Origin of the sequence: Microlunatus aurantiacus, from assembly GCF_039536605.1 — a bacterium.
Lineage (GTDB): Bacteria > Actinomycetota > Actinomycetes > Propionibacteriales > Propionibacteriaceae > Microlunatus > Microlunatus aurantiacus.
Window position 1 is genome coordinate 39988 of record NZ_BAAAYX010000020.1, and the last position, 17207, is coordinate 57194.

The window sequence follows — 17207 nt, forward strand, 5'->3', positions numbered from 1 at the left end:
CGACCGCAGGGCTGGCCTGGGGGCGGTGGTTGCCGTCGACTGACGGAGTGTTCGACCGCGGGGCTGGCCTGGGGGCTGTGGATGCCGTCGACTGACGGAATGTTCAACGCCGGGGCTGAAAGCCGGACCGCGTCACCCCAGGTGTCGAGACAGGGGCGCGGGCTAAGGTTCCGACCATGTCATCGCGCGTCCGGCTGGTCGAGATCAGCGAGCAGCCGCTGAGTGTGGACCGGCTGCTGGGCCTGGTCAGCGACCGGGGGACCGGCGGGATCGCGATCTTCGTCGGTGTCGTCCGCGAGACCGACGGCGGGGACGGGGTCTCCTCGCTGGACTACACCCAGCACCCCACCGCGGCCGACGCCCTTCGCGCCAGCGCCGAGCGCGTCGCCGAGGCGCACGCCGTCCGCGCCGTGGCCGTGGCCCATCGGGTCGGTCACCTGGAGGTCGGGGACCTGGCCGTCGTGGTGGCGACGGGCGCCGTGCACCGCGGTCCGGCCCTGGCGGCCTGCCACGCCCTGATCGACGACCTGAAGCAGTCGGTGCCGATCTGGAAGGAGCAGCACCTGACGTCGGGTGACGTGACCTGGGTGGGCCTTCCGTGACCTCCCTGCCCCTGAGCGAGCGCCCCCGTCGTGACGGCCGTCTGTCGCTGAGAGCCGCGACGAGGGTTCCGAGGTGACGCGCCAGACCTGGACCGCCCTGATCTCCGCGCTGCTGTTCGTGGCGCTGGCCGTACCGCTGGCCGTCCTGCCGGTGCCGTTCGTGGCCTGGAGTCCCGGCGGCACCGCCGACGTGCTGGGGGAGATCGACGGGCGGCCGCTGATCGCGGTCGACGGCGTACCGACCTTCCCGACCACCGGTCAGCTCGACCTGACGGTGGTGTCGGGCACCAGCGCCGACTCCCGGCTGACCCTGCCGGAGGCGCTGGCCGCCTACTGGTTGCCCGGCCGCGACACGCTGCCCCGGGACGCGGTGTTCCCGCCCGGGCGCAGCGCCGACGAGGTGAAGCAGGCCGAGACGCAGATGATGGAGACCTCCCAGGACGACGCGGTGGTCGCGGCCCTGCGGGCGGCGGGTCAGCCGGTCGAGCAGCGGCCCGCTGTCGCCTCGGTGACGGTCGGCGGTCCGGCGTACGGGAAGCTGCTGCCGGGCGACCTGATCGCCTCGGTGGACGGGGCCGACACCGCCGACGCCGACGCCGTCAGCGCGCAGATCCGCAGCCACCGACCAGGTGAGCAGCTCGACTTCGTCGTCCTCCGGGACCGGCGGGAGACGACGGTCCGGATCGCCGCCGCCCAGTCCGGCTCCGACCCGGGGGTGGCCGTGGTCGGCATCACCGTGGGCCAGGGGTACGCGTACACCCCGCGGATCACCTTCGACCTCGGCCAGCAGATCGGCGGGCCGAGCGCGGGCCTCGTCTTCGCGCTCGGGATCTACGACAAGATCACGGCCGGGGAGATGCTGGCGGGCCGTGACGTCGCCGGCACCGGCACCATCACCCCGAGCGGGGACGTCGGCGCCATCGGCGGGGTCCGGCAGAAGCTGGCGTCGGCCGAGCGGGCCGGGGCGTCGGTGTTCCTCGTGCCGAGCGGCAACTGCGCGGACCTGACCGGGGTGCGCACCGACGTCACAGTGGTCAAGGTGTCGACCCTGAACGAGGCGATCAGCCAGCTGCGCGTGCTCGAGGTCCCGGGCGGCGAGCAGCGGGTCACCACGTGCGGGAGCTGATCCTGCCCGGCGCCGGTCGCAGGAACCTGGGAGCCCACCCGCGAGTTACCCACGAGTAGGACTTTCCCCGTCCGCATAGGCTGGGCCAACCGCCCGCGACGACGCGCCTGCTCGCAAGACAGCGCGTCACCGTCAACAGGAGAGAGACCCGAGTGAGTACGACACGGATCAGCGGACGGCGCAGTGCGATCCTGCCCACGTTGATCATCGCCGCCGTCCTGGTGGTCGCCTTCGCCATCTTCACCAGCTTCTGGACCGATCGGCTGTGGTACCAGTCGATGGACTTCGGCACGGTGTTCACCACGATGCTGGTCACCAGGATCGGGTTGTTCGCCGCCTTCGGGCTGCTGATGGCCGTTCTGGTCGGCGGCAACGCCGTCCTCGCCTACCGGCTGCGCAGCCAGACCCGACTGGGTCCGCCCACCAGCCCGCTGCTCGAGCGCTACCGCGAGCTCCTCGACGCCCGTCTGGTCTGGGTCGTGCTCGCCGTGGCGGTCCTAGTGGGGCTCTTCGCCGGCGGAGCCGCGGCCGGTCAGGTGGACACCTTCCTGGCCTGGCGCAACGGCACCCCGTTCGGCGTCACCGACCCGAAGTTCGGTCTCGACATCGGCTTCTTCATCTTCGACTACCCGTGGTGGCGCTTCGTCGCCTCGTTCGTGTTCACCGCCTTGATCTTCGCCACGCTGGTCGCGGCCGTCGTGCACTACATCACCGGTGGGCTGCGTTTCAGCGGACCGGGACGTGGCGGCAGCGGCACCGCGCAGGCGCACCTGTCGGTGCTGGTCGGTCTGGCCGTCCTGGTCAAGGGCATCAGCTACTGGTTCGACCAGTACGGGTTGGAGATCGCCAACACCACCCTCGGTGGGGACGCCTTCACCGGCATCAACTACACCGCCGACAACGCCACCGTGAACGCGAAGCTGATCCTCTCGGTGATCGCCGGCATCACCGCGCTGCTGTTCTTCGCCAACGCGATCCTGCGACGCTGGGTCATCCCGACCATCGGTCTCACCCTGCTGATCCTGTCCTCGATCGTGCTGGGCATCGTCTACCCCGGTGCGGTGCAGTACTTCAGCGTCCGACCCGACGAGCCGGACAAGGAGCGCGCCTACATCGCCAACAACATCGCGGCGACCCGGGCGGCGTACGACGTGGACACGGTGGAGATCACCGACTACTCGGCCAAGACCCAGGCCAGCGCCGGTCAGCTGCGCTCCGACGCCGAGGCGCTGCCCGGCATCCGGCTGATGGACCCGGCCGTGGTCAGCCCCGCGTACGAGCAGCTGCAGCAGGTCCGCGGCTACTACAAGTTCGCCCCGACCCTGGACGTCGACCGCTACACCATCGACGGCGCCGAGACCGACGCCGTGGTCGCGGTCCGGGAGATGGACGTCACCGGCATCGAAGGCCAGAACTGGAACAACCTGCGCACCGTCTACACCCACGGCTACGGCCTGGTGGCGGCGTACGGCAACAAGCGCCAGTCCGGCGGCGAGCCCGAGTGGATCGTCCGCGACATCCCGCCGCAGGGCAAGATCGACGAGCACGAGCCGCGCATCTACTTCGGCGAGATGCAGACCGACTACTCGATCGTCGGGGCGCCCGAGGGCAGCCCGCCGATCGAGCTGGACACCCCCGGCGGCGGTGACAGCGGCAACCCGACCACCTACACCTACGAGGGCAAGGGTGGCGTCTCGGTCGGCAGCCTGTGGCACCGGCTGCTCTACGCGGCCAAGTTCGCCGACGTGAACATCCTGCTGTCGGACCGCGTGAACAGCGACTCCAAGATCATCTACGACCGGACGCCCCGGGAGCGGGTGCAGAAGGCCGCCCCCTGGCTGAAGGTGGACGGCGACCCGTACCCGGCCGTGGTTGACGGTCGGATCGTGTGGATCGTAGACGGCTACACCACGTCCAACTCCTACCCGTACGCCCAGCGGGTCGGTCTGAACGCCGTCACGTCGGACTCCCAGACCACGGCCCAGGGCACCAACGTGGTGGCCCAGCCGGACACGAACATCAACTACATCCGCAACTCGGTCAAGGCCATCGTCGACGCGTACGACGGCAGCGTGAAGCTCTACGAGTGGGACGAGACCGACCCCGTCCTGCAGACGTGGAAGAAGGCGTTCCCCGACACGGTGCTGCCGAAGAGCGAGATCTCGGCCGACCTGCGGGAGCACCTCCGCTACCCGCAGGACCTGTTCAAGGTCCAGCGCAGCATCCTGGCCCGTTACCACATGACCGACCCGTACAACTGGTACCTGCAGTCGGGTCTGTGGGAGGTGCCGAACGACCCGGTCGGCGGGGCCAACAGCACCGCCAAGGAGACGCCGTACTACCTGTCGGTGAAGTGGCCGGGCGACGCGGACCCGATCTTCTCGCTGACCAGCGTCTACGTCCCCCGCGGTCGGTCCAACCTGGCGGCCTACATGGCCGTCGACGCCGATGCGGCCAGTCCCAACTACGGCAAGCTGCGGGTGCTGCGGATGTCGGACACGACCCAGATCGACGGTCCGGGTCAGACGGCGAACGCGATGGTGACCAACGAGACCGTGGCCGAGCGACTGCGTCCCTTCCAGCAGGGCACGGCCCAGGCCACGTACGGCAACCTGCTGACCCTGCCGGTCGGCGGCGGTCTGCTCTACGTGCAGCCCGTTTACACCCAGCGCCAGGGAAGCAGCGGCTCCTACCCGGCCCTGCGGTTCGTGCTGGCCCGGTTCGGGCAGCAGGTCGGCATCGGGGACACGCTGCAGGAGGCGCTGGACCAGGTGTTCGCCGGGAACTCCGGCGCCACCACCGGCGAGACGGACCCGACTGCGGCCCCGTCACCCAACCCGTCGGGATCCCCCTCCCCGTCGACCTCGTCGTCGCCGGACAACCCGGCTGCGGCTCGGGCCCTGGACGAGGCCAAGACGGCGTTCGAGGCGGCCCAGAAGGCCCTCACCGCCGGTGACCTGGGCACGTACCAGACCGAGATCGAGAAGGCGGAGGCCGCCACCGAGCGGGCCGCCAAGGCGATGGGTCGATAGCTTCTCGAAGCGGGTGAGACGCGGTGGTCGCTCCGGCGACCACCGCGTCTGCCGTTTCCGGGGAGGTCGAGGTCAGCCTTCGACGACCACCAGGTCGTCGTAGCCCAGGGCGCGGAGCGGCTCGGCCAGCTGGTCGGCAGCACCCACCACCACCAGACTCGCCCCGGCGACGTCGACGACGCTCGTGTACGCGGCCGTGGCCGACTCCGGGGTGACGTCACGCAGGGCGGCCAGGCTGGCGTCCAGGTAACCGGGTTCCAGCCCGGCCAGCACCTGGGCCGCGGCCTGGTCGGCCACCCCGTCGGCGGTGGCGAACCGCAACGGCGAGGTGCCGGTGTAGTACGCGACCGCGTCGGTCACCTCGTCGGCCGCGAACGGCCGCGCGGACACGTCCAGCAGCTCGCGGGCCTCCCGGACCGCGTCGACGAGCACCTCCGTACGGAACGAGCCCTGGACGGCGTACCAGCCGCCGGCGCGCAAGGGGGAGAAGCCGAGCCGCACGCCGTAGGTGTAACCGCGCTCCTCCCGCAGCACCTTGTTGAGCCGGGACAGGAAGGCCCCGCCCATCGCGTAGCCGGCGACGGTGAGGTCGGCCCACCGCGGGTCGGTGCGGTCCACCGCGTACGCCCCGAGCCGGAGATCGGCCTGCACCGCACCCGGACGGTCGACCAGCAGAGCGGTCCGGCCGCCGGGCTCGGCCCGCTGCTGCGCTGCGCGGCGCTGCCCCTCGACACGCCAGCCACCGAAGGTCCGTTCGGCCAGCGCCTCCACGTCGATCCCGGTCAGGTCGCCGGCCACGATCAGCGTCGCGCCGTCCGGCCCGTAGCGGTCGACGTGGTAGGCCGCGGCGTCGGCGGCGGTGACTGCGGCCACCGTCTCGGGCTCACCGCCGTTCATCCGCGCCGCGCGACTGTCGGCGGTGAACACGGCGCGACGGAACTCCGTGGTGGCCCGGGTCGCGGAGTTGGCCCGGCCCTGCTCGATCTCGGCCAGCCGCAGCTGGACGTGACGGTCGACGTCGTCGGCAGCGAGGGCGGGCTCGGTCACCGCCTCGGCGAACAGCTCGAAGGCCCGATCGAGCCGGCGGACCGGCACGTCCAGGACCGCCTGCAGACCGGACAACCCGATCTCGATGCCGAACCCGGCGCCCTCGGTCTCGAGCAGCTCGGCGAACTCCTCGCCGGCGTGCCGCCGGGTGCCCTCGTCCAGGCAGCGGGTGGTGATGGTGGCCACCCCCTCCCGGTCCCGGGGCTCCGCGTTCAGCGGCACCTCGAGCACCAGGTGGGCGGCGACGATCTGCTGGCCGGGCCGGTGGTAGCGGTGCAGCTCGATCCCGTTGCCCAGCCGGCTCTGTTCGACCGGGGGGAAGCTCCACGGCGGCGGCGGAGCGATCTCGGGGCGGGTGAGGGTGGTCACGCGTTCTCCTTGCGGTAGATCAGGGTCGAACGGTGCGCCGGCGCCAGCCCGGCCTGCAGGGCGGCGGCCACGGCGTCGCTGTCCACCGCGTCGATCTGGTCGAGGCGGGAGTTCACCAGCCCGGGATCGCCGTAGAGGGTGGCGAACTCGCCGAGCGCGTCGGCCCGGGAGTCGATCCGGGCGAGCTCGTGCCACCAGTGCCGCTCGAACTGGGCCTTGGCCCGGCGCAGCTCGAGCTCGGTGACGCCGTCGGCCACGATGCGCTCGACCTCGTCCAGCACCACGTCGTGGACCTGCTCCAGAGCGACGCCGTCCCGGGCCCGCGCGTACGCGTAGCCCATCGAGGTGCCGCCGATCAGTCCCATGGTGCTGGCCGAGGAGGACTCGGCGATCTCGTCCCGCCGGACCAGGCGGCGGTGCAGCCGGGAGGTCTGGCCGTGACCGAGCACCGTCATGCCGAGGTCGATGGCGTCGAACTCGGCCGTCCCGACGGCCGGCAGCCGCCAGGTCAGGTACGCCGCGTCGGCGGGGACGTCGGCGGACGTCTCCTGCCGGGGCAGCCCGCTGAGCGGGGGGAGGGGGTCGGCCGCCGGTGCCGTGGGGGTCGGGCCGGACGGCAGTGCCCCGAAGTAGGTCTCGGCCCGGGCGAAGGCGGTGTCGGGGTCGCAGTCGCCCACGATCGACAGGACGGCGTTGTTGGGCAGGTAGTAGGCGGAGAAGAACGCGGCCACGTCCTCCACGGTGGCGGCGTCCAGGTCCTCCATCGACCCGATCACGGTGTGTCCGTACGGGTGGTCGGCGGGGAAGGTGAGCTCGATCAACCGGCGCATCGCGTCGCCGTACGGGACGTTGTCGTAGCGCTGCCGCTTCTCCTCCTTCACCACCTCGCGCTGGTTGTCCAGGTTCTCCTTGGTGAGGGCGTCGAGCAGGCTGCCCAGCCGGTCCGCCTCCAGCCACAGGGCCAGATCCAGACCGCCGCTGGGCAACGTCTCGAAGTAGTTGGTCCGGTCGAACCAGGTGGTCGCGTTGACCGAGGCGCCGGCGGCCTGCAGCAGACCGATGTGCTGCCCGGACTCGACGTGGGCCGAGCCCTGGAACATCACGTGCTCGAACAGGTGCGCGAAGCCGGTGCGACCCGGTTGCTCGTGACGGGAGCCGACGTCGTACCACAGGTTCACCGCCACCGACGGCGCCGCGTGGTCGGGGCTGGCGATCACCCGCAACCCGTTGGCGAGGCGGTGCTGGTGGATCGGGTACCCGGGGCCGGTGGCCGGGGGTGCCGTGGTCGGCAAGGGGGCGGACATGCTGTCCACGGTAGCGTCGAGATCATGCTGATCGCCGACGAACTGCTGTTGGTGGCCCTCGACGAGACCACCGGCAGGACGATCGCGTCGGGCCTGAACCTGGACGCCGCCCTGGGGGCGGCCCTGCTGGTCGAGCTCGCCCTGGCCGAGCGGATCTCCATCGCCCCGTCCGAGGCGGGCTGGACCCAGCGGGGCAAGGTCACGGTGATCGACACCGGGCCGACCGACGACCCCGATCTGGACGCGGTGCTGGTCAAGCTGACCGAGAAGGACGGGCAGAAGGTGAAGAACCTGATCAGCCCGATGACCTGGCGGCCGATCTCCAAGGGCCTCAAGGACCGGCGGCTGGGTCGGTTGGTGCGGCAGGGGGTGCTCGCCGAGCAGCGCAGCGCCGTCCTCGGGCTGCGGTCCCATCCCACGGTCGACCCGGGACCCGGTCGGGAGGTCCGTGGCCGGCTCTGGTCGGCGTTGGTCGACGGGCTCACGCCGACCGAGCGCACCGTGGCGCTGATCGCACTGGTCGAGGCCACCGGCATCCTGCCCAAGGTGGTCGTCGGCCCGGACAGGAAGCGGGTGAAGGCGCGGGCCAAGCAGCTGAGCCAGGGCGACTGGGCGGCCAAGGCGGTCAAGGACGCGATCGCCGAGGCCACGGCCGCGATGGCCGCCTCCGGTGGCGGCGGTGGCGGCGATGGCGGGGGCGGTAGCTAGCCGGGAAGCCCCGCCGGAGGTGTCAGCTCCAGACCCGCGGCGAGCGCCGGCTCCGCGTACGCCGCGGCCAGGCTCGCAGTGGTCTCGTGCGCGTTCAGCCCGCTGGGGTTGGGCACCACCCACAGCCGGGTACCGCTGATCTGGTCCGGCTGCTCACCGGATCGGGCCCGGGGACGACCGAACGCGGTGCGGTAGGCGGTGATGCCGGCGACGGCCACCACCACGGGTCGGTGCTCGGCCACGAACGCCTCCAGCCGCCGACGACCCGCGCGCAGCTCGTCAGCGGTCAGCTCGTCGGCCCGGGCGGTGGCCCGGTTGACCAGGTTGGTGTTGCCCAGCCCCCGAGCGATCAGGTACGCCCGGTCGGCCTCGGTGAGCGGTTCGGCCCGGTTGATCTCGTGATCCACCACGCCCGCCAGCCGGAGCGCCGGGTAGAAGCGGTTGCCGGGATGGGCGAAGTGGGTCTGGGTCGCCGCGGTCCACAGTCCCGGGTTGATGCCGACGAACAGCAGCCGGAGCCCGGGGCCGACCAGGTCGGGCACGGAGGCGTCGGCGTACGAGCGCAGCTCGGCCTTGGTGAAACCCACCGCGCGACGGTACCCGAGGCGGTGCCACCGACGGTCCCACCCGTTGCACCTCACCTGTCCGGGGCTGGGTCACGACGTCGTCGGGTGGTCAGCACCACTTCGTGGCGCTGTCAGCCGCCCGCCGGGTGGAAGGTGAGCTCGGGCACCGTCAGCAGCCCCGACGACAGTCCCTCGCGCACCCGGTCGAGGGCCTGCATCCGGAACCGCCGACCGTGCCAGCGCTCGGCGTCGGCCACCCAGTCGGCCACCGTCGGATCCGCGGCCAGGGCGTTGGCCGTGGTGTTGGAGACCTCCAGCCGCAACGTGGCCGTGCCGGTGCCACGGAGGGCCTCGGTCAGGTCGCAGACGTACGGCGGAGCCCACAGCGTCGCCACGGGCACCTCGTCCACCAGCACCCGGACAACCTCACCGACCGGCGGCACCAGGCGCACCCGGTAGGAGTGTCCCTCGATGCCGCTCTCACGGCCGGCTCCGCTCTCGTCGGCGGGCCGGCCGTCCCCCAGGTCCAGCCGGATGGGGCCGGCGGTGTCCGGCTCACGGATCGAGGTCCGGTACGTCAGCGTGCCGGAGTGGTCGGGTCCGATCCGCGGATCGTCCTCCCAACGGTGGGGGAGCGTGACCTCGCCCAGGTCGGTGCCGTCCGGCCGCAGCAGGTGCCAGCCCGTGTCCACCGGAACCCGGTGCGCGTGCGGCGACGGCGGAACGGAGACTCGGACGGCAGGGGTCGAAGGGGTCGCGTCGTGCCCGACCAGGACCACGGCCTGATAGGGCGAGAGCCCGACCTCGAGGCCCGCTCCGTCGGGATCGGTGGCGACCGCGACCACCCGACCGTCGGCCGGGTCCCAGACCTCGAGCGACCGGCGCCCGGACCGCGGGACGACCCGCTGGAGACGGCGGTGCGGACCGGTGTTGACCAGCAGGTGCACGTCGACGTCACCGACCCGGCGGTGCACCATGCCCACGTCGGTCCGGCGGGGCCGCAGGGAGAGATCGGGTGCGAGGTGCCGGCCCACAGCGGCCGCCGCGTCCTCGCCGTCGCCGAGGATGAGCACCCGCCCGTCGACCGCCGACACCCGGTCCAACCAGCTCCGCGTCGCGGCCGGGACGGTGACCTCGCCGGGCAGCACGACGACCAGGTCCGCGGTCGGGGCGACCAGCGGGACCGTCCCGTCGTCCAGCAGCGCCAGGTCGTAGCCGGCCGTCCGCAACGAGGCGATCAGGTCGGGGTCGACCAGGCCGGCCAGGGTGCGCCACAGGTCCAGCGAGGTGGCAGTGCCCAACCGGGCGTACGCGTCGGTGGTGGGCAGGTAGAGCAGGACGTCGCGGACCGGTTCCCCCAACCGGAGCAGACCCGAGAGGCGCTGCAGGTAGCCCATCAGGTCAGCTGCCGCCGGCCACCACGCGTTGCGGTCGTCGAGCGCGGCGGAGGCGTAGAAGAACCAGCCGAGCCCGCCGTCCGGGTCCGTGGGTCGCGGCGAGCACGGCCAGCCGTGCCCGATCAGCTGGTTCACGCCGAGCAGGAAGTGCTCGTGCGCCTCGCCCTTGAGGTCCAGGGGGGTGGCCCGGAACGAGGGAGCGTGCACCCAGGTCCAGGTCTCCGAGGACACGACCGGCACGCCGAGATGGTGCGCGGCCGAGCTCGCCCACCTGGTCGGGGGCATCCGGGTCCAGCCCCACTGCTCCCCCTCGATGCCGTCGACGTGCGCGTAGCTGGCCAGGGTCGCCGGCGGTTCGCCGTAGCTCTGCACCCGCAACGGCACGCCGTGTCCGTGGGCCCAGTCGGCCAGCGGGACGAGGAAGTTGTCCTCGTACAGCTCCGAGAGGGTCCGGTGGTAGTCGGCGCGGAACCCGGCCGCGTCCGGGCCGTCGGTCACCAGCTGCCAGAGCCCGGGCTCCAGCGGGTAGCCACGTCGGCGGGCGAACTCCACGGGCAGGGTGGCGGTCCAGTCGGCGTGGTAGACCTCCAGGCTGTCGCAGAACACCGAACCCAGCCGGTGGGCCCCGACGGCTGCGACGATCCGGTCGCCCAGCGCGGCGAGGTGCGAGCGGACGGCGTCGGCGCTGTAGTGGTCGTGCACGGGACCCTCGGCGCCGGCGGCGGCGCGTTTGACGTTCTGCCCGGTGAGCCCGGCGGTGGCGGTCAGCACCACCCGGGTGCCGGCCCCCGCCGGCACCTCCACCGTGCGGTCGGCGGCGATCGGCAGCGCCGCGTACGCCGTCGGCTCCTCCTGCAGCGAACCGGCGCCGAGGTAGACCCCGACCAGCTCGTCACCCGGCCAGGGCTGCCGCCCCCCGTCGACGACCATCCGGTCCGGACCGATCTCGTGGCGCTCCCAGCGGAGCCGGCGGGCGGCGTGCTCCGGGCCGATGTGCGGACCGCCGAACGACCAGCCGCTGCCCAGGGTGACGTCGAACCTCAGCCCCAGTCCCTCGGCGACGTCGGCCGCGTACGCGAGGTCGGCCAGGAACTCCTCCGATCCGAGCCGGGTGGGGTGCTCGACCAACGGGTAGACGTAGGAGACCTCCACCCCGCCGATCCCGGCCGTCGCCATGGTCGACAGGTCCCGCTCGATGTCGGCCCGGGTCACCTGAGGTCCGAACCACCACCACCGCATCATCGGGCGCGCCTCCGGTGGGGGGTTCACGAAGAGGTGACGGAGCTCGGACAGCGTCGGTGCGGTGGTCACGCCTCAACCTAACCGGGCTGCTGAATCGTTTCAAGAAACAGTGTGCCGACGTGTCAGAGCGGGTCCGCCACGTGCAGGGTCCGGATCAGGGCGGCCCGGGCCGCGGTGACGGCGGCTCGCCGGGCCCCCCGGTGGGCGGCGTCGGTGCCCAGCTCGGCGAGTCGCACCTCGGTCGGCACGGCGGCGAGCGTGGCCACGGCCCCGGGCAGTCGGTCCACGACGGTCGGGTGGTCGGCCCACGGCCCGCCGACCAGCACCGCCTGCGGATCCAGCACCGTGCCGATGGACGCGACCACCCCGGCCAGGGCGGTGACGATCGTCTCCGCGGCGCGCTCGTCGGCCGCGGACCGTCCGTCGAGCACCGTCCGCAGCCGGTCGACGTCGAGGGCGGCGCTGCCGGGCCGGCGGAGGCCGAGCTCGGCGAACACCTCGACCAGCCGGACCGCCCGCCCGTCCGGGCCGATGGTGCGCACGTGCGCGATCTCGCCGGCCAGCCCGCGACCTCCGTGCAGCACCTGGCCCGCCGTGACCACGGCGCCGCCGAGACCCGGTCCCAGGTACAGGTAGACGAAGTCGTCCAGGCCCTGTGCGCTGCCCTCGGTCCGCTCGGCCAGTGCGGCCCAGTCGACGTCGTTGTCCACGACGGGGGCCCTGCCGAGAAGGGGAGTCAGGAGCGGCACGGGGTCGAGGGCGTCGACCAGGAAGGGTGAGTCGGGCAGTCGGACGAGCGTCCCGGTGGCCCGATCCACCGGTCCGGCCACGCTCAGGGTCCCGGCCAGCACGCCGCCCGGCGAGCCGTCCACCACCTCCGCCACCGCGCCGGCCAGGATCGGCTCGAGCTCGGAGCGGGTGGCCGGCACCCGCACCGGCCGGTGCGCGCGGCGGAGGGTGTCACCGCGCAGATCGAGCAGCTCGGCCAGCACGCCATCGGGTCCGGCGGACACCGCGACGGCGCCGCCGACGTCGGTGCGGAGGCGGTAGAAGGTGCCGGCCGGCCCGCGGCGACCCACCTGGTGCCCCGCCTCCTCCAGCACGCCGGCCTCGGTCAGTCGCCGGACCGACTCCGAGATGGTCGGTTTGGAGATGGCCGTACGGCTCGCGAGCTCGGCCCGGGTGAGCTCGGGGGAGTCGAGGAGCTGGTCGACCACGTGCCGGTCGGTGAGCTCGCGGACGACGCCCAGAGTGGGTCGCCGCGGGCCCTCGGCTCGTTCGGTCACCACGCACCTCCGGGGTCGCCAGAAAGTTGTTAGGAGTCCTTGCACTTTAGCGGTCAGTCGTCGTACAGTTCTCGCAGGCCAATTGTTAGGGACCATTACAACTCTTATCCGGGCTGTCGCCGCCGGGCCGAGCGACACCCCACTGTCCAGGAGGACGAGGATGACCACCACCACCGCCAGCACCGTGTCGTCGCTGACCGGACTTCCGCACTGGGAGACGATCCCCGCTGACATCCCGGCCGCCACCGCCGAGATCAAGGCCGCCATCCGGGCGCGGATCGAGGCCTCCGGTCGCACGGTGGCCCACGTGATCGCCGAGATCGAGTCGTTCCTGGAGGGCGAGATCGCCGACATCGTGGCGGCGCGGGCGCGGGGCGAGGAGGTGTGGCCGGTGATCGACTACGCCGACATCGCCGCCGGCACCGTCTCGGCCGATCAGCTGGCCCTGCTGAAGCGTCGCGGCTGCGCCGTGATCCGGGGTCACTTCGACCGCGCCGAGGCCGAGAAGTGGGACCGCGACGCCGTGGAGTACGTCGACAGCAACAAGTTCTTCGAGGCCTACACCGGCCCCGCCGACGACTTCTTCGGCAGCCTGGGCACGGAGATGAGCAAGCCCGAGATCTACCCGATCTACTGGTCGAGCGCGCAGATGGAGGCGCGCCAGCACCCGCGGATGGCCACCGTGCAGGCCTTCCTGAACAGCCGGTGGACCGCCGAGTCCGAGGGTCACCAGTGGTTCGACCCCGAGGTGGACACCCTCTACCCCGACCGGATCCGCCGCCGCCCGCCGGGCGCGACCTCCGGCGGTCTTGGCACTCACCTCGACCCCGGCACGCTGGACCTGTGGATGACCGAGGGCTACCAGCAGCACTTCCGGCGCCTCTTCTCCGGTGACGTCGCCGCCTACGACCCGTGGGACGCGGCCTACCGGACCGAGGCGTCGCAGTACCCGGGCTCGACCATGTGCTCGGCCTTCCGCACCTTCCAGGGCTGGACGGCGCTGTCGGAGATGCGCAACGACCAGGGGGTGCTGCACACCGTGCCGATCCCCAAGGCGATGGCGTACCTGATGCTGCGGCCGCTGCTGGACGACGTCGCGGAGGACGAGATGTGCGGCGTGCAGCCCAACCGGACCTTCCCGGTGAACGAGCGCTACCACGCGATCCTGCTCGAGGCCGTCTCCGCCATCCCCGACGTCGAGCCCGGGGACTCGGTCTGGTGGCACTGCGACATGATCCACTCGGTCGCCCCGGTCACCGACCAGCAGGGCTGGGGGAACGTCATGTACATCCCGGCCGCCCCGCTGTGCGCGAAGAACGTCGCCTACCAGACCAAGGTGCGCGAGGCGTTCCTGGCCGGCAACAGCCCGTACGACTTTCCGGAGGAGAACTACGAGGCGTCCTGGACCAACCGGTTCGGCGTCGACGACCTCAACGACATCGGCCGGCGTGGGCTGGGCCTGGACGCCTGAGCCGGGCTCCGGACCGAGATGACGGAAATCTGCAGCTCAACAGCGACACGCCGGGCCGACACGCCGGGCGCGGGCCACGAGCCGCAGGTTTCCGTCAGCTCCTGGCGAGACCGCGACAGCGGCAGCGAGCGTCGCCGGTCGGCTGTGCGGGGGCGTCACCTACGGTGTGCACATGGCTGAACCCACTCACGACAGCACCCCGAAGCCCACCCCGCCGAAGCCCCGCGATCCTCGGCAGCACAGGCCAGCAGAATCGTCCGAGGGTCAGGTCTCCGAGGGACCCTCGGGCTTCGGTGGCGCCGAGACCTCGGGCGGGGGAGCCGACGCCGTCCCGGACACCCCCGACACCAATCCCGGTACGTCAGCGCCGATCCAGGAGTCAGCTGCCGACGGCTCCTAGTGGTCAGCGAGCGGTGACGGTGGCGGACTTCCTCGACCAGGCGCCGGTGCCGGCCACGTTCGTCGCCCGCACCAGGATCCGGTACTTCTTGTTCTTGACCAGACCGGCGATGGCCACCGACCGCGCGGTCGAGCGCACAACGACGGTCTTGTCCTTGCTGCTGCCCACCCGGTCCGCCCGCACCTGGTAGCTCGCCACCGGCCCGCCGGACGTGGGCTTGGCCCACCGCCCGACGACCGTGGTGCCCTTGCCCTTCTTGCTGCCGGACGAGGCCTTCGCGATCGCCGGCGGGACGGGCACGGCGAGCAGTCGCACGCTCACGCCAGTGGCCCGACCCGCACCGGCCGCGGTGATCGGCAGCACCCGGATCCAGTAGCTGCCCCCGGCAAGGAGTCCGGTGAAGGTGGTGCTGCGGGTGGTGGTCGATACGCCGGCCACGGCCACCGCCTTACCACCGCTGTCGCGGCTGCCGGTGCGGATCACCCGGTAGCCGGTCAGGGCTCCGGCACCGGCCGGAGGTGACCAGCGCACGGTGACGGTCTTCCGGCTGTCGCTGGTGGCGGCCGAGACCGCGATCGGGGCGTCGGCCAGTTCGGCCGGCGGGGTGGCGAACAGCAGCCGGTTCGGGGTCCCGACCTCGTCGGCGTCGGTGAGGGCGCCGAGGGTGGAGCGGCCTAGGAGCTGACCGACGAGCGCGGCCGGCGAGGCCAGCGGATCGTCCTGCTGCTGCCGGGCGATGGCCCCGGCGACGTGGGGCGCCGCCATCGAGGTGCCGTCCAGGTAGCCGGCTGCGGTGTTGGAGCTGACCCAGGACGACAGCACGCCGACTCCGGGGGCGTAGAGGTCGACACAGCCACCGAAGTTGGAGAAAGAGGCGCGGGTGTCGGTGTCGTCGCTGGCTCCGACCGTGATGGCGGCGGGCACGCGCGCTGGGCTGTAGCTGCAGGCGGAGAGTCCGTCCTCACCGGAGTTGCCGGCGGCCACCACCACGGGGATGCCGGCCTTGACAACGGCGTTGACAGCGCTGTCCACGGAGGCCGCGATGGTGCGGGTGGCCGACGTCACCTGGAAGCCCAGGCTCATGTTGACCACCGCCGGCCCGGCCGGCTTGTGGGCCGCCACCCACTCCAGGGCATCGATCATGTCGATGATGTAGCCGTCGCCGCTGCAGTTCAGCACTCGGACCGACACCAGGCGGACGCCCTTCGCCACGCCGTACGTGCTTCCGCCGACGGTGCCGGCGACGTGGGTCCCGTGGCCGGCGCAGTCGGAGGCGTTGGCGTCGCCGCCGACAAAGTCCCAGCCGCTGACGGCCCGGCCACCGAACTGGCTGTGGGTGAGGCGGATACCGGAGTCGATCACGAACACGGTGCCGCCGGAGCCTGCGGTCAGGTAGTCGTAGCGGCCGTCGAGCTCGGGAGTTCGCTGGTCGATCCGGTCCAGACCCCACGGCGGACTGCTCTGACTGGCGTTGGCGATCACCCGCTGGTCGTCGATCGTGTAAGCGACGTCGGCGACCACGTCTGTCACCGAGGGGTCGCTGGCCAGCCAAGCGGCCTGCGCCGGGGTCAGCTCGGCGGTGAACCCGTTCATCGTCCGAGAGAGCCGGGTGATGACGGTGCCACCGTTCTGCCGTGCCTTGGCCAGCGGTCGGGCGATGTCGGAGCCCGTCGTGGTCTTCACCAGGTAGCGGTGGTGGGTGCCGGCTGACGCGGTGTTCGGTGTAGCGGCCAGCGGAGCGCCGACCAGGGTGAGGCCGATCAGACCGGTGATCAGGCGGCGCCAAGGACGACCCGAACGAGACGCAGACATCGAGAGGCTTTCTGTTCAGGGCCGGAGCAAACCACGAGCGTGGCCGTCAGGATAGGACAGAACCCGCCGGTACGCTGCCCGCATGGGGACCGAGTTCGAGCACAAGCTGGTGGTCGTCGGCGACGAGTGGCGGGACGCGGTCATCGAGACCTCGGCGCTGAGCCAGGCCTACCTGAGCACCACGCCGGGGATGACCATCCGGGTTCGGGTCGTCGACGATGCCCACGCCTTCCTGACCATCAAGGGCAAGCAGGTCGGGATCGGGCGTCCGGAGTACGAGTACGAGATCCCGGTCGACGACGCTCGCGCGCTGTTGGCCATGATCACCGAGGGCTTCCCGATCACCAAGACCCGTTACGCGCTCGGGGACCCCTGGCCCGGCTGGATCGTGGACGAGTTCGCCGGCGCCAACGCCGGGCTGGTGGTCGCCGAGCTCGAGGTGCCGACAGAGGAGACTCCCTGGGAGGTGCCGGTCTGGGCGGGGGAGAACGTGACCGACGACTTCCGCTACACCAACGCCGAGCTGTTCGGCCGACCCTTCAGCCAGTGGGGCGCGGGCTGAGCGCGATCGCTGTGGTCCGACCGCGACCGGCTCGCGCAGCGGCCGGGGGCCGTGCAGCCGGCCGCGGCGGGCGTGCTGTCACCGGTCCCGAGAAGCAGAAGAACCCAGGCCCGAAGGCCTGGGTTCTTCTTCGTTGGTAGCGGGGACAGGATTTGAACCTGTGACCTCTGGGTTATGAGCCCAGCGAGCTACCGAGCTGCTCCACCCCGCGTCGCTTGCTCTAAGTTACGCGACGATGACGCAGACCCCAAATCCTGAGGTGAGACGTGCATCACGTGGCAGT

At 71.8% G+C, this 17207-nt stretch carries 12 protein-coding genes and 1 tRNA gene; 6 read left to right on the top strand and 7 right to left on the bottom strand.

Going from position 1 to position 17207, the window contains the following annotated elements:
- The first annotated feature begins 176 nt into the window (after window positions 1-176).
- The 3 genes from ABD714_RS18570 to ABD714_RS18580 all read left to right on the top strand — a co-directional run bounded on the left by ABD714_RS18570 (window position 177) and on the right by ABD714_RS18580 (window position 4760).
- Complete coding sequence (locus ABD714_RS18570) at window positions 177-602, top strand: molybdenum cofactor biosynthesis protein MoaE (RefSeq protein ID WP_344813939.1); 426 nt, start codon at window positions 177-179, stop codon at window positions 600-602.
- A gap of 73 nt (window positions 603-675) precedes the next feature.
- Entirely contained in the window at window positions 676-1728 is a 1053-nt protein-coding gene (locus ABD714_RS18575; protein ID WP_344813940.1) for a YlbL family protein, read from the top strand.
- Between the two features lie 152 nt (window positions 1729-1880).
- Window positions 1881-4760: a UPF0182 family membrane protein gene (locus ABD714_RS18580; RefSeq protein ID WP_344813941.1), complete on the top strand. Its 2880-nt coding sequence runs from the start codon at window positions 1881-1883 to the stop codon at window positions 4758-4760.
- A 72-nt stretch (window positions 4761-4832) separates the two neighbouring features.
- Here the strand turns inward: ABD714_RS18580 and ABD714_RS18585 are convergent, their stop codons facing one another.
- Window positions 4833-6176 carry a M16 family metallopeptidase gene (locus tag ABD714_RS18585; protein WP_344813942.1) on the bottom strand — a complete coding sequence of 448 codons (1344 nt, stop codon included), beginning with the start codon at window positions 6174-6176 and terminating at the stop codon, window positions 4833-4835.
- Window positions 6173-7480: a M16 family metallopeptidase gene (locus tag ABD714_RS18590; protein WP_344813943.1), complete on the bottom strand. Its 1308-nt coding sequence runs from the start codon at window positions 7478-7480 to the stop codon at window positions 6173-6175. The genes ABD714_RS18585 and ABD714_RS18590 overlap by 4 nt, the downstream gene beginning before the upstream one ends.
- 24 nt (window positions 7481-7504) lie before the next feature.
- Here ABD714_RS18590 and ABD714_RS18595 point away from each other — a divergent pair, with 24 nt between their 5' ends.
- Entirely contained in the window at window positions 7505-8188 is a 684-nt protein-coding gene (locus ABD714_RS18595) for a GOLPH3/VPS74 family protein (RefSeq protein ID WP_344813944.1), read from the top strand.
- Here the strand turns inward: ABD714_RS18595 and ABD714_RS18600 are convergent.
- From ABD714_RS18600 to ABD714_RS18610, 3 genes are all read right to left on the bottom strand, one after another.
- The gene (locus ABD714_RS18600; protein WP_344813945.1) at window positions 8185-8775 is read right to left on the bottom strand and encodes a mismatch-specific DNA-glycosylase; all 591 of its coding nucleotides are present in this window, start codon (window positions 8773-8775) and stop codon (window positions 8185-8187) included. The genes ABD714_RS18595 and ABD714_RS18600 overlap by 4 nt on opposite strands.
- Window positions 8776-8885: 110 nt before the next feature.
- Window positions 8886-11462, bottom strand: coding sequence for a glycosyl hydrolase (locus ABD714_RS18605; protein ID WP_344813946.1), 2577 nt, complete (start codon window positions 11460-11462; stop codon window positions 8886-8888).
- A gap of 53 nt (window positions 11463-11515) precedes the next feature.
- Window positions 11516-12679, bottom strand: a complete 1164-nt coding sequence (locus ABD714_RS18610) for an ROK family transcriptional regulator (RefSeq protein WP_344813947.1) — start codon at window positions 12677-12679, stop codon at window positions 11516-11518.
- Between the two features lie 160 nt (window positions 12680-12839).
- On the opposite strand from ABD714_RS18610, the gene ABD714_RS18615 reads away from it, so the two are divergent.
- Entirely contained in the window at window positions 12840-14150 is a 1311-nt protein-coding gene (locus ABD714_RS18615) for a DUF1479 domain-containing protein (protein WP_344813948.1), read from the top strand.
- A gap of 403 nt (window positions 14151-14553) precedes the next feature.
- On the opposite strand, the gene ABD714_RS18620 is transcribed toward ABD714_RS18615, so the two are convergent.
- Window positions 14554-16362, bottom strand: coding sequence for a S8 family serine peptidase (locus ABD714_RS18620; RefSeq protein ID WP_344813949.1), 1809 nt, complete (start codon window positions 16360-16362; stop codon window positions 14554-14556).
- Window positions 16363-16444: 82 nt separating this feature from the next.
- Between ABD714_RS18620 and ABD714_RS18625 the strand changes: the two genes are divergently transcribed.
- Window positions 16445-16924 carry a CYTH domain-containing protein gene (locus ABD714_RS18625; RefSeq protein ID WP_344813950.1) on the top strand — a complete coding sequence of 160 codons (480 nt, stop codon included), beginning with the start codon at window positions 16445-16447 and terminating at the stop codon, window positions 16922-16924.
- A 134-nt stretch (window positions 16925-17058) separates the two neighbouring features.
- Here ABD714_RS18625 and ABD714_RS18630 read toward each other — a convergent pair.
- Window positions 17059-17135, bottom strand: a tRNA-Met gene (locus ABD714_RS18630).
- Window positions 17136-17207 lie beyond the last annotated feature (72 nt).

What these genes read in the sequence shown, in the direction of transcription:
- ABD714_RS18570 (WP_344813939.1), top strand. Translation starts at nt 177, where the DNA reads ATGTCATCGCGCGTCCGGCTGGTCGAGATCAGCGAGCAGCCGCTGAGT.
- ABD714_RS18590 (WP_344813943.1), bottom strand. Translation starts at nt 7,480, where the DNA reads ATGTCCGCCCCCTTGCCGACCACGGCACCCCCGGCCACCGGCCCCGGG.
- ABD714_RS18595 (WP_344813944.1), top strand. Translation starts at nt 7,505, where the DNA reads ATGCTGATCGCCGACGAACTGCTGTTGGTGGCCCTCGACGAGACCACC.
- ABD714_RS18615 (WP_344813948.1), top strand. Translation starts at nt 12,840, where the DNA reads ATGACCACCACCACCGCCAGCACCGTGTCGTCGCTGACCGGACTTCCG.
- ABD714_RS18620 (WP_344813949.1), bottom strand. Translation starts at nt 16,362, where the DNA reads ATGTCTGCGTCTCGTTCGGGTCGTCCTTGGCGCCGCCTGATCACCGGT.
- ABD714_RS18625 (WP_344813950.1), top strand. Translation starts at nt 16,445, where the DNA reads ATGGGGACCGAGTTCGAGCACAAGCTGGTGGTCGTCGGCGACGAGTGG.